10 protein-coding genes are annotated in these 12,548 nt (G+C 65.0%); 3 read left to right on the top strand and 7 right to left on the bottom strand.

Going from position 1 to position 12,548, the window contains the following annotated elements; all coding sequences use genetic code 11:
- The 7 genes from G3N99_RS02775 to G3N99_RS02745 form a co-directional block, all read right to left on the bottom strand.
- Window positions 1–1,200, bottom strand: a complete 1,200-nt coding sequence (locus G3N99_RS02775) for a capsular biosynthesis protein (protein ID WP_206121582.1) — start codon at window positions 1,198–1,200, stop codon at window positions 1–3.
- A 28-nt stretch (window positions 1,201–1,228) separates the two neighbouring features.
- Window positions 1,229–2,461, bottom strand: coding sequence for an oligosaccharide flippase family protein (locus G3N99_RS02770; protein WP_206121581.1), 1,233 nt, complete (start codon window positions 2,459–2,461; stop codon window positions 1,229–1,231).
- A 51-nt stretch (window positions 2,462–2,512) separates the two neighbouring features.
- Window positions 2,513–4,750, bottom strand: coding sequence for a polysaccharide biosynthesis tyrosine autokinase (locus G3N99_RS02765; protein WP_206121580.1), 2,238 nt, complete (start codon window positions 4,748–4,750; stop codon window positions 2,513–2,515).
- Between the two features lie 52 nt (window positions 4,751–4,802).
- Window positions 4,803–5,237: a low molecular weight protein-tyrosine-phosphatase gene (locus G3N99_RS02760; protein ID WP_174933411.1), complete on the bottom strand. Its 435-nt coding sequence runs from the start codon at window positions 5,235–5,237 to the stop codon at window positions 4,803–4,805.
- Entirely contained in the window at window positions 5,234–6,409 is a 1,176-nt protein-coding gene (locus tag G3N99_RS02755) for a polysaccharide biosynthesis/export family protein (protein WP_206121579.1), read from the bottom strand. Before G3N99_RS02755 ends, G3N99_RS02760 begins: the two co-directional genes overlap by 4 nt.
- Window positions 6,410–6,578: 169 nt before the next feature.
- Complete coding sequence (locus G3N99_RS02750; protein WP_206121578.1) at window positions 6,579–7,667, bottom strand: sugar transferase; 1,089 nt, start codon at window positions 7,665–7,667, stop codon at window positions 6,579–6,581.
- Window positions 7,668–8,476: 809 nt separating this feature from the next.
- Window positions 8,477–9,547 (bottom strand): helix-turn-helix domain-containing protein, encoded by a 1,071-nt coding sequence (locus G3N99_RS02745; RefSeq protein ID WP_174933803.1) that lies wholly within the window; start codon window positions 9,545–9,547, stop codon window positions 8,477–8,479.
- A 249-nt stretch (window positions 9,548–9,796) separates the two neighbouring features.
- Here G3N99_RS02745 and G3N99_RS02740 point away from each other — a divergent pair, with 249 nt between their 5' ends.
- The 3 genes from G3N99_RS02740 to proP form a co-directional block, all read left to right on the top strand.
- Window positions 9,797–10,231: a hypothetical protein gene (locus G3N99_RS02740; protein WP_206121577.1), complete on the top strand. Its 435-nt coding sequence runs from the start codon at window positions 9,797–9,799 to the stop codon at window positions 10,229–10,231.
- A gap of 261 nt (window positions 10,232–10,492) precedes the next feature.
- Complete coding sequence (locus G3N99_RS02735) at window positions 10,493–10,747, top strand: hypothetical protein (protein WP_206121576.1); 255 nt, start codon at window positions 10,493–10,495, stop codon at window positions 10,745–10,747.
- 450 nt (window positions 10,748–11,197) lie between these two features.
- Window positions 11,198–12,548 (top strand): glycine betaine/L-proline transporter ProP (gene proP, locus G3N99_RS02730; RefSeq protein ID WP_206121575.1); only part of this gene is annotated, 1,351 nt, incomplete at its 3' end.

The raw sequence follows: 12,548 nt of genomic DNA, 5'->3' as shown, positions 1-12,548 counted from the left end.
TCAATGGGGCCTCGCGAACACGCGCCGGGCCGCGTCGGCCGGGATGCGCGAGGTGCCGAAGTAGTCGATTCCGTCGACCAGGAACGAATGGATGTACTTCAGCAGGCGCTCGCGGTCGAATTCCTTGTAGAAACACCGGCCGAGCGACACCACGCGCTTGCCGTACAGCATCGCCTCCAGCCCGACCGTCGAATTGATCGTGACGACCGCATACGCGTGCTTGAGCAGATCCGTGGTCGGCGACGTGACGATCTCGAAGTGGTAGGTGTCCTGCAGGCGCACGATCGCGTCGATCTCGGCCGCATCGGTCTCGGCCGGATGAAGCTTCACGAACAGGTCGGCGCTCTCGTTCCCCGCGAACTCGAACGCGTGACGGATCGCCTCGAGATTGCCGACGTCCGAATGCAGCTTGATCTGCGTGTCGCCGGACACCTGGAGCGGCAGAAACACGTAGCGGCTGGTCGACAGCGTATCGGTCGACAGATTCGCCGCCTGCCGGGGCGCCGGCATCCCGTTGCGCGCGCGCACGCTGGCGAGGCGCTTGCGGGCCACCCCGCGGCTGACCACCTTCAGCAGGTAGTTGGTCGCGGACATCGCCTTGCGTGCAAGCGACGTCCGCGCCTGCGGCAACGGCATCCGCTTGTCGCGCTCGTAGCGCGACAGCCACCGCGCATGCGTCTCCTCGTCGGGCAGCGGCAGGCCATCGATGACTTCGGGGTGGTGGCTGATCGTCGACAGCGCATTGACGCCCAGCGAGTCGACGAACAGCTTGCCCGGGAGATTCGAGATCTCGATGAACCGCGTCGCCACGCCGTACACGGTGCATGCCTGGCGAACCGCCCGGCACACGAGTTGTTGCCCGTTCCACATCACGCACTGCTCGACTCGCCGGCTGCGCAACAGCTCGGACGCGAGATGGAAAATCGCCGCCGACTCGCGCTTCGCGCGCGCCTCCGTCATTTGCCCGTTCAGCACCTCGATCGACAGCCGGTACGGCGTCCGGTCGGCAGCCTGCGCGTCCGGCATGTCGATCGGCATCAGGCGGTTCAGGTACACCGACCGATAGCCGCCCAGCAGCAGGCCGAGATGCGCGACGGGCTCGCTCGTCAGGAACGCGAACTCGTACTCGTGCCTGACCGGGCTCACCAGGCGGGTGACGAAGAAGTACCGCTCGAGGGAATCGACGACTATCAGGATCATGGTGGGTTCGTTCTTCGTAGCGGCGCCGTCACGCCGGCGCGCGGGATCGGGACAGGTTCGCGCCAAGTACCCGGTACGTGAGCGCGATGCCGCCCGCCATCAGCGCCGCGCCCGTCAGCGAGAAGATCTGCACGCTTGCGGGCGCCGACAGGTGCATCAGTCTCGCCACGCCCAGCGCGCCGGCGAGACAGGTGCCGCAAGCGAGCTGAAACAGGAAATCGACGCGCTGCGCGCGCGTGGCGAGGAAGATCTGCGACAGCGGCACGTAGATCAGTTGCAGCGCGAAGAGCGGCATCAGGCTCTGATAGAACCCGACCGCGCCCCGCCAGCTTTCGCCGAAGAACAGGCCGACCAGCGGCCCGAACAGCAGCAGCCCGCCCGCCATGTACACGGCCGCGAGCCCCGCGAGCGCGCGGGCGTAGGTGCGGTACACCTGCGGCACCGTCGTGGCCGCATCCGGCCGCGCCATCGCGCCGATGGCATCGCGCCGGAACACCCCGCCGACGCTCTGCGCGATCAGCGAAACCGGAAAGAAGCCGAACCGGTAAGCCGCGGCAAAGTAGCCGGCGCTCTGCGCGTCGAACCAGTGCGGTATCGCGATCGACAACGCGTACGTCAGCACCGACGCGCACAGCGTCGATGGCAGGATGTACAGCGCAAAGCGGCGGTTCCGCACGAAGAAGCCGCGCGACAGCCGGAACGAATGGCCGGCCCGGTAGCCGGTCAGCAGGATCGCACCGGCCATCGCCAGCGAGGCCGCCGCGCTCACCCACGCATACAGGTCGAATACGCCAGTGCCCGCGCAGGCGTGACACGCCAGCGCCGGCACGAGCCCGACGAGAAACGCGCCGTTGACGACCACGCGCGACAGCGCGATCCAGCCGTACCGCCTCATGCTGTTCAGGTACGAAGCCGCGGCCAGTTGCACGAACGACGCCAGCGCATAGACCGCGACGATGACCAGGTCGGGGCGACCGGCGATGCGGATCGCCGCCACCGACACGGCCACGACGGCCAGCCCCAGCGCCGTCACGTTGACGAACGCATTGAACGACTCGCGCGGGTTGTCGTCGACGCACGCGAGTTCGTAGCGGAAGGCGAGCAGCGTGCCGCCGAAGGTCGCCAGCGCGAGCAGGTAGTTGAAGTGGCCGAGCGATTCCGGCCCGAACCGTCGCCCGATCACGAAGATGCACGCGAACAGCGCGATCTGCCCGATCACGACACCGGCCAGCGACACGACCGAATCCCGGGGATTGATCATCGCGCCCCCCTGCAGCGCTCGCGTGCCGGGCCGCCTGCGGTCATGCGCGCGTCACGCATCGTGCATCCCGTATTCGTAAGCGACGTACCGGTACCCGCCGTACTTCGAGCCGTACCCGTACTGGCCGAGCCGCGGATTGACGCCGTTGAAGATGACGCCGTTCAGCCGGATGCCGTTTTGCGCGAATCGTTTCGACGATTCGCCGATCTCGCCGAGCTTCGTCTTGCCCGCCATCGCGACGAGCAGCGTCGTGCCGGCGAACGCGCCGAGAATCCCGGTATCGGGCACGGCAAGGACCGGCGCCGAGTCGACGATGACGATGTCGTAACGCGACGACAGATCGGCGACCAGCGACGCGAGGTTCCGGTTCAGCAGCAGCTCGGCGGGGTTCTTCGGCATCGTCCCGGTCGAGAGGAAATCGAGGCCCTCGACCACCTCGCGATGCAGCACGTCGTCCACGCGCGCGCTGCCGGCGATCAGTTCCGTCAAGCCGCGGCCGCGTGAAAAGCCGAGATAGTCGTGCAGGCGCCCCTTGCGGATGTCGCCGTCGATCAGCAGCACACGCTTCCCGGCACTGGCCATCACGACCGCGAGGTTCGACGAGATGAACGTCTTGCCGACGCCCGGCGCCGGGCCGGCGATCAGCACGACGTTGTTCTTCGCCTCGAGCATCGCGAATTGCAGCGCGGTCCGCAGGCTTCTCAGGCACTCGACCGCCGGCTCGTTCGGGAAGTCGATCGACAGGATCGACTTGTGGCCGCTCTTGCGCGCGGCCTCTTCGGCCAGGTCGCGCTGGTGGTCGCTGATCGGCACGGTCGTGTAGACCGCGAGGCCGAGCCGGCGCTCGATCTCGTTGTGGTCCGAGATGCCGTGGAACAGCATCGAGCGAACGACTGCGGTGCCGCAGCCGGCGAGCAGCCCGAGCAGCAGCGCCGCCACCGCGACGAGCGCCTTCTTCGGCCGCACCGCCACTTCCGGCACCGCCGCGGTGTCGACGAGGCGTACGTTGCCGACCTTGCCGGCCTGCACGAGCTGCAACTGCTGCATGTTGTTCAGCAAGGCCGTGTAGAGATCGGTATTGACCCTCACATCGAGCATCAGGCGCACGGTTTCCTGCTGCAGGTCCGGCAGGCGCCGGATCTGCAGCTCCGCGGCGTTCCGATAGCCGCTCAGCGCCGCGATCTGTTCGTCGATCGCGGTCACGCTCGGGTGCCGTTCGGTAAAGCGGGACATCAGCTCCTGCCGCTTCTGCTGCAGTTCGAGCAGGCGCGTCTTCGCGTCCGCGGTCTGGGCCAGCGCGAGCTTCGCTTCCTCGGTCAGGTCGACCGTCCCGCGCTCGTTTCGCACCTTCGTCAGACGCGCCTCGGAATCGGTCAACTGTTGCTTGAGCTGCGGCAATTGCGCGTTGAGGAACTCGAGCGACTGGGCGGCCTCGGCCGATTTCCGCTCGATGTTCTGGCGGACGTACTGGCGGCCGATCTCGTTCATCGTGTCGCTTACCCATTTCGGATCGGTGTCCTGCAGGCTGGCGACGACGACGTCCGATTGCTTGACGCGCTCCTGGACGTTGAGGCGGTCCCGGATATCCTCGATCGTCTTCAACCGCGAGTTGCGAACGAGCACGAACTCGGCGCCGGGTTTCGCGACGATCGCGTCGACGCGCAGCAGGATCGGGCCGCGCGGCGACCGGAACCGCTCGAGCGTACCGACCGTGCCCTCGACCGGGGCGTCGAAATCGCCGCCTTCGAGCCGGTAGCGCTTGCCGCCCAGGCTCGTCAGCGTGAACGTGTCGCCTTCGTTCTTTCGCGGCACGTCGAACTGCGGCACGTCGATGCGCTCGCGGCCCCATGCGTATCCGCCGATTCCGGCGAGGCCGGGATCGGACAGGCCGTCGCCGTGGCGCGCGATCCAGTCGCCGATCACCGGAAAGCGCTTGGGCGATGCGTCGATGAAGAGGTGGAGCTTGTCCACCGCGCGTTCGACGACGAGCCTCGACGCCAGAATCTGCTGCTCGGCGGCGGCCGACGACTTGACGTCGAACAGCGCGGACACGTCGCCCAGCAACGACTTCGCGGCGGACGTATCGGGGCTGTCCTCGACCTGGACCATGATGTTCGCTTCGAACACCGGCTTGCCGAGTATCGCGTACGCCAGGCCCGCGGCCAGGACGATGCACGTGATGGTCGCGATCAGCCAGCGGCTTTCCATCAGGATGTCGAGCACCGCGACGAAATCGGTCTCGCTGCCGTCTTCGGCGGCTTGCTGCGGCGGGGCGGAGGGTTGAGTCATGGCAACGATAGGGAGCGAATGGGTTCCAGTGGGGCGTCGACCGGCGGCCGGTTCAGACGATGCGAAGGCGCTTCGACCACTCGGATACGCCGAGCTCGATCAGTCGCGCGCAGCGTTCGAAGACGAACCGGGGCTGGCGGTAAGGGTCGTGCACGTCGAAATCCGTGTACTCGCCGATGCGGAACACGCGGCCGCGCACGAACGGGAACCGGCCTTCGAGCGACGTGCGCTGCCGCCGGTCCATCACGAGAATCAGGTCGGCGTCGGTACACAGCGACAGGCCGATTTGCTGCGCACGATGCGTCGACACGTCGAAGCCGCGCAGGCGCATCACGTCGTGCACATACGGCGCGACCGGCATGCCGACGAGTGCGTTCAGGCCGGCGGACACGATGCGGCGCCCGGGCATCGCCCCGCGCAGCATCGCTTCGGCCATCGGGCTGCGGCAGATGTTTCCCTCGCAGACGATCAGGATGGATTCGATCATTTGGTCGCAATCGCCGCGGTCAGGCCGGCATTGATGGCCGGCAGCAACAGGCTGAGCACGCGGCTGAACCGGACGAGCCCGTTGCCGTCGACGTACACGACGTCCTTCGGCTTCAGCTGGAACTGATTCGCCAGCACCATGGCCACCGGCGATCGGGCATCGAGGTGATAGACCTGCGGTTGCTCGTCCTGCATGCCGCGCACCACGTACAGTTGCGCGGCATCGGCCGTGTTCGCATTGAGGCTGCCGGCCTGCGAGATCGCCTCGCTCAGCGTCAGGCGGCCATTGCGCATCGGCAATGCCGTCACGGGCTTGTTGACTTCGCCCATCACGAACACGCCGCTTTCATCGCGCGGCAGCACGCGTACCAGGTCGCCGTTCCTCAGCACGATCTTCGACGGGTTGCGCCCTTGCTCGGCCATCTCGGTCAGGTCGATCCGGCGCTCGACGCCGTCGCGCACGAGGACGATCCGGCTCTGGTCGGCCGTCGCCGCAAAGCCGCCCGCGCGGCCGATCGCGTCGTACAGCGTCATCGGGATGTCGTTCACCGGCTGCGAGCCCGGCGTGTGCACTTCGCCCTCGATATAGACCTGCTTCGCGCGAAACGACGCGATGCGCACCGTCACCTGCGGATTCCGGAAGGTCTTGTCGAGACGGCGCGTGAGCTGCGTCTGCACCTGCTCGGCCGTCAGTCCGGCAACCTGCACCCGGCCCGCATAGGGAAACTGCAGCGTGCCGTCCTGGTCGACGACGAAACCCGGCGGCGCATCTGCCGCGCGCGGCGCGGCCTGTGCGGGCGCGCCGAGCGCGGCCGCCAGTTCGGGGTGGTCCCATACCGTGATCTGCAGCACGTCGCCGCGCCCGATGGTGTATGTGTCCGGCGGCGCGACGATATCGTGCGCGTCGCCGCGCGGGCCGCGTTCCGCCTCACGCATGCGCCGGATCAGCGACACGTCGATGTTCGTGACCGGAACCGGCAGCGCGACGCTGTCGGCCGGCGTGGCGCCGCTCTGCAGCGGAATCGACGCAGGCTGCTCCATGCGCATGCCCGGCGCGATGCCGCACGCGCCGAGCAACGCACACAGCGGCAGGATCGCCGCCAGCGAACCGGCACGCACCGGCCATCGCGGCGCGGACGAGCGCACCGACTCCATTTGACGCAACCTCTGCATGACGACCTCACACCTGTTTTAATTGGAAATTGCTCCGATCGCCGCGCGCCGTGTCGACGCGCGTACAGCACCCCTGTCGAGATCGGACCTGCTGCCTGCACTGCCAAACCCGGCGCGTGCCGCCGCGACGCGCCGCCGGTGGGCATCCCGCCCGGCGGCCCCGCGACGCCTAGTACGCGCCCGACCCTCGCAACACCACGTTGATCGTCCTGAACAAAATCCCGATGTCGCGACGCAACGACCATTCGCGAACGTATGACACGTCGAGCGATACACGCGTCGAATAGTCGATGTCGTTTCTGCCGCTGACCTGCCAGAGCCCGGTCATGCCCGGCTTCGCCATCAGGTAGTAGCGCACGTCGGTTCCGTAACGCTCGAGCTCGGCTTCGACGATCGGGCGCGGCCCGACCAGACTCATGTCGCCTTTCAGCACGTTCATCAGTTGCGGCAACTCGTCGAGACTCGTCTTGCGCAGGAGCCGGCCGATCGGCGTGATGCGGACGTCGTTCTTCAGCTTGAACTCGCGATCCCATTCCGCGCGAGCGTCGGGATCGCGCTCCAGCAGCGCCTTGAGCACCACATCGGCGTTCGCCACCATCGAACGGAACTTCAGGCATTTGAACGGCCGGCCATTGCGGCCGACCCGCTCGTGACCGAAGATCGCCGGGCCGCCATCGCGCCGCACGGCCCATGCGATGCCCAGCAGCACGGGCGCCAGCAACACGAGAAGCAGCGACGCACCGACCAGGTCGAAGCTCCGCTTGACCGTCCGCCTGATCACCCGCTTGATCCGCGCAGCCGGCCGGTGCGTGCGCGCCTGCTGGCCGTGCCGGTCTGCATGCGCGATCGCCGCCGCGCGAACCTGGCCGCCAGCCCGCGCGATCATCCCGAAGATCGCAAGCGTCAGCGCACGGAAGGCAATCAGGCCGATCCCGCTCGCGAGCGTCCAGTACACGAACCATTCGTTCGACAGCACGTGGGCACGATGCAGCACGTACAGAAGCGCCGTGCTCATGCCCTGCACGACGATCCACGCGAGCACGGTCCGGCCGAGCACGCGCAACAGCGATCGCGTCCGCACCGGCTCGTAGATGCCGCAGGCGGGGAATACCGACAATGCCAGCGCCGCGGCGAACGCAACCAGCGCACCGTCGAACAGGGATCCTCGCGCACCGCCAGTGGCGCCGATCAACGCCGGAATGAACGCGCCCAGCACGATCAGTCCGATATCGGTCGCTCGATTGATCAACGAATTCATTGATATGAACTCCTAATTCATCGTCCAACACCCGTTCGCGCGGCGCATCGGCGCCTCACGTCTTCACCTCATGCCGCTCGAATCCACCGTGGCCGATCCGGCCGGATGCGAAGCGCATTCGACGCGACGCGACCGTCGCGACGTCGCTGCTTCAATGTTTCCGCAGCGCATCATATTCGTCGCGATTCGCGCTTTTATCGCGTGCGTCCGAATCCGCCTTGTTGATGGCGGAAGAAATCAAGGCGGGTTTCCACTCAATATCATTCGATCCGTTTCACGCATGACGCGATGAAATTCCGGACGGGAATGCCGAGCGATCGCGATGCGAAATTCCCGAATCGGGCTCGCCATCGCGACGCGCAATTGACCGTTGAAAGTGGATTGATCGCGCCGGTCGTCTCGGCGCATCGGGCAGCGATCGCATCACCGGATCGCCGCCCGGAACATGCGGGCAAGCATCGACCGAACAGGATCGGCACGAATGCTGGCTCGACGAATAAAAAGGCCTGCACAGTGCGCTCACGACGACACGGCAGGCAAAATTCCGAGGAGTACCGGGGTGCCGCCTCCTCGAAAGGCCAGTCGATAACTTAATCCAGTGGAAGCGCGCTTTTGACGCGCCGTGTCGGACTGCGCCACGATTGTGGCTGAATCCGCCTTCGTCGCATTTCGATTAGCCGATATCCGGGTCTTGATTCCGGAACGACGGCCCTGTCATTCGAACGAAATACGAATATCCCGATAGGGATGACACGCACGGTATTGAATTCCGCGGATCGATCGCGGGTCGCGAGCCGCGATGGTGTGACCTAGGAGGTCGCGCCGCTCATCCAGCCGCTCAGATCCGACGCGTACAACATCTCGGCCGATGCGTCGCCGCCTTTTCGCGCGGCGGCCCGGTATTCGGTCGGCGAGGTCTGCAAGTGCTGGCGAAACAGCTTCGCCATCCGGTCGCCGCTGCCCAGGCCGGTTCGTCTCGCGACCTTGTCCGCCGGAAGATCCGTCTCGATCAGCATGCGGCATGCTTTTTCGAGGCGGATCCTCAACACGAACTCGGTGGGCGTCACGCCGATTTCATTCTTGAAGCGCCGCAGGAAATTGCGCTCGCTCATCGCCGCGGCCTGCGCCGCGTCCGCGATGGAGATGCGGTTTTCGCTATTCACGCGCAGATGATGTGCCGCCATGCGAATCAGCGTGCTCGCCCGCGCGACTCGTGCGCCGAACAGCACGTCGGTCAGCTTCCGGTTCGCGCCGGACACCATGCACATCACGATTTCCTGCGCGATTTCGTAGCCCATGTCCACCCGGACGATCGACAGCGCATCCGAGAACGGCCCATCGTCCTCGTCGCCCGCGTAGTCGAAGTCGTCGCGTCTGACTTGCCATGCGCCGCCGGCGTCCATCTCGGGCGATGCGCGCTCCACCTCTTTTTGGGCCAGGTGAATCTGCGTCAGCAACTTCCGCCCGCCACTGCTGCCCCTCACGACGCGTGCGCGCTGATGCGCATACCTCAGCCACACGATCAGCTGCTCGTCGAGTTTGTCGATCCCGCCCTGACCGCTCAGGACGAACATCGCATGCACGGTGCTGGCGTCCAGCGTACTGGCTGCCTCCGTCCAGATCCCGACACCCGACGACGAGCGAACCGGCCCGCCATGCACGGAATAGAGCCGTAATTCGTAGTGGTCGACGAATGCGCCATCCTCACGGCCAAGCTGATTGGCGAGTTCGAAAACCGCGGCCAGCTTGCCCATCTGCATAATGGGAAAACCCTCGAGCAGCAGTACGATTACGCTTGCCCGTTGATGCCCGTTTCCGGGGCCTCTGCCACGATTCACGCTTAACCCCGTCGATGAATGATTCGACACTGTCTGCATTATTACGGACCTTTGACAATTTCTTACATTTCTGGTTTTCTGCGCCGCATCATATGGGCGGCCTTTGTCCGCCGATTTGTCAATGTCTGTTTTCGCCGTGTTGTTGTCGGAATCAATCAAGCAGACGGTATGGCCCCTTTTTTAAAGATTCTTCATATCAACCGCAACGCATTCACTCAAATCCACCAAAAATAGATGTGCCTCAATGATTCGGAATTAGCGCCGTGATAGCGACGGCAGATCGACCTCCGGATGAATGCCAGGAAGCCGATTCCGTTGAATGCACCGCAATTGCCGGCACGCACGGCCGGCACGAATGAATGCGCGATCAACGCGCAGGCACTGCAGCGTCGCGCGCGAATCACGCATTGCCATCGATCGATCGTGTTCGGAAAAACGCGTGCCGCGCGGCGCCCTTCGCCGCGCGCTGCCGGGCCTCGATCCCCATCGCTGTGCCGGTCAATCGCGCATTTCGGAAAGTTTTATGTCAACACCGGGTTCGCCGTAATTTGGCGTAATACTGCAGCTGTCGGTGGCGTTGACCAGGCGCCATCCGGAATCGCTGAATGCGAATCGGCAATGGCGTGCCGGCATCGTACACACTTCGATTTCGTGTATGTGTTCGTGACAGGAATTTTCATCGAACGTTATTGGACATTCAAATTGTCCGCGGCTTCACATCGGTAATGAAATGCCGGTTTCATCGTCGAATATTCCAGCATAGCGGCACGCAAACGTTCGCATTTATGAAAATTCGCGTATGACCGAGTGCGCGGGTTCGTGCGGTGCGAAATTCCTCGCGATTTATCGCGACCATCGACGCCTATTCTTCATACAAAACGCGCCTGATGACCGAACGGACGGACAGCCCTGAAGACCTGTCGCGTCACGTCAGGATTGTCACGCTCCTGTCGAATATCTCGACCCCGTGCGTCGTCGCGAAGCGTGATGAACGCGACGTTGTCGCGCACGGATGTTCTTCAAGAGCCGCCTTCGCCCATTCGACAGCGCCAGGCCGTCGGCATCCGCTACAGCCTGACGAGGGCCGCTGCGCAGTCCGAGCAGGTCGCGACGGTCAACAGCCAGGGTGCAATGAACATCGAGCACGGGATCGACAATGCGTGTTTCGGCAACCGACCCGACTGCCGGCGCAAGTCCTTGGATCCACCGCATGTTCCGATGCGGGAATGGCCGCCCGCCTGACCCGCGCTTACTCGCCTCTACATAACATTCGCATTCCGAATTAACTTTTTAATTCCATCGGATGACGGAAAGTCGTTGCGCGGGCATGCATTCGTACCAACGCATCGTGCACGACGTCTTTCTGCATCGTGTCGCATCTCGTCGTATTCCACGAAAAGGCGCGGTCGCCTCGCATGCGCGACCGCATGAACCAGCCCGGTCATTCCCGACGTTCTCGTGCAACATCGTCGATGTCGTTTACAACCGGGTTCCGGGCGCATGACCGATAGTCGGCTGCGCCCGTTTCTCTAAACTGGTTCTCACAACAAACCTGCCCGGTGTCGCCCGCAACGCGCGTCACTCCCCCGACATCGAGGCGCCCCGAGACACCCGCCTTCGCTGTCCATCGGCCCGCACGACTCCACTGCTCACCCGCCCGGCCGGCTGCCAAGGCAATTCCAGGAGAGTTCTTTGAGCCCGTCGCAAGCGCACCCCGCGAAAGCCCGGTCTTCGCGCAAGTCCGTCAAGCTGGATGACATCACGATCGTCGACCCTGCCGTCCTCAAGCGCGCGGTCGGCGCCATGGCGTTCGGCAACGCGATGGAATGGTTCGACTTCGGCGTGTACAGCTACATCGCCGTCACGCTCGGCAAGGTGTTCTTCCCGTCCAGCAGCCCGTCTGCACAGTTGCTCGCGACCTTCGGCACGTTCGCGGCCGCGTTCCTCGTGCGTCCGCTCGGCGGCATGGTGTTCGGCCCGCTCGGCGACCGTATCGGCCGCCAGCGCGTGCTGGCCGCAACCATGATCATGATGGCGGTGGGCACGTTCGCGATCGGCCTGATCCCCAGCTACGCGTCGATCGGCATCATGGCCCCCGTGCTGCTGCTCGTCGCCCGCCTCGTGCAGGGTTTCTCGACCGGCGGCGAATACGGCGGCGCAGCCACCTTCATCGCCGAATTCTCGACGGACAGGCGCCGCGGCTTCATGGGCAGCTTCCTCGAATTCGGCACGCTGATCGGTTATACGCTCGGCGCGGCGACGGTCGCGCTGCTCACCGCGTCGCTGTCGCAGGAAGCGCTGCTGTCGTGGGGCTGGCGCGTGCCGTTCTTCATCGCCGGTCCGCTCGGTCTCGTGGGGCTCTATATCCGGCTGAAACTCGAGGAAACGCCCGCCTTCAAGAAGGAAGCCGAAGCACGCGAAGCGGACGAACGGTCGCGGCCGAAACAACGCTTCGCGACGCTGCTCGTCGAACAGTGGAGGCCGCTGCTGCAATGCGTCGGTCTCGTGCTGATCTTCAACGTGACCGATTACATGGCGCTGTCGTACCTGCCGAGCTACCTGTCGGCGACGCTGCACTTCCGCGAATCGCACGGCCTGTTCCTGGTGCTGCTCGTGATGGTGCTGATGATGCCGATGACGCTCTATGCCGGGCACCTGTCGGACAAGGTCGGCCGCAAGCCGGTGATGATGGCCGGCTGCGTGGGCCTGCTCGTGCTCGCGGTGCCGGCGCTGATGCTGATCCGCACCGGCGGCATGCTGCCCGTGTTCGGCGGGATGCTGATCTACGGTGTGTTGCTGTCGTGCTTTACCGGCGTGATGCCGTCGGCGCTGCCCGCGCTGTTCCCCACTCGCATCCGCTATGGCGCGCTCGCGATCGGCTTCAACGTGTCGGTGTCGCTGTTCGGCGGCACGACGCCGCTCGTGACCGCATGGCTGGTCGATCGCACCGGCGACCTGATGATGCCCGCGTACTACCTGATGGGCGCATCGTTCATCGGCATCGTGTCGGTGCTCGCGCTGCGCGAGACCGCGCGCCAGCCGA

The organism is Burkholderia sp. Ac-20392 (assembly GCF_017104585.1).
Taxonomy (GTDB): domain Bacteria; phylum Pseudomonadota; class Gammaproteobacteria; order Burkholderiales; family Burkholderiaceae; genus Burkholderia; species Burkholderia lata.
The sequence above is the reverse complement of the archived record's forward strand: the minus strand, read 5'-3'. Positions and strand labels throughout refer to the sequence as shown.

Coding starts and splice junctions, on each gene's coding strand:
- G3N99_RS02775 (WP_206121582.1), bottom strand. CDS start 1,200: ATGATCCTGATAGTCGTCGATTCCCTCGAGCGGTACTTCTTCGTCACC.
- G3N99_RS02770 (WP_206121581.1), bottom strand. CDS start 2,461: ATGATCAATCCCCGGGATTCGGTCGTGTCGCTGGCCGGTGTCGTGATC.
- G3N99_RS02765 (WP_206121580.1), bottom strand. CDS start 4,750: ATGACTCAACCCTCCGCCCCGCCGCAGCAAGCCGCCGAAGACGGCAGC.
- G3N99_RS02760 (WP_174933411.1), bottom strand. CDS start 5,237: ATGATCGAATCCATCCTGATCGTCTGCGAGGGAAACATCTGCCGCAGC.
- G3N99_RS02755 (WP_206121579.1), bottom strand. CDS start 6,409: ATGCAGAGGTTGCGTCAAATGGAGTCGGTGCGCTCGTCCGCGCCGCGA.
- G3N99_RS02750 (WP_206121578.1), bottom strand. CDS start 7,667: ATGAATTCGTTGATCAATCGAGCGACCGATATCGGACTGATCGTGCTG.
- G3N99_RS02740 (WP_206121577.1), top strand. CDS start 9,797: ATGAATGCCAGGAAGCCGATTCCGTTGAATGCACCGCAATTGCCGGCA.
- G3N99_RS02735 (WP_206121576.1), top strand. CDS start 10,493: ATGAACGCGACGTTGTCGCGCACGGATGTTCTTCAAGAGCCGCCTTCG.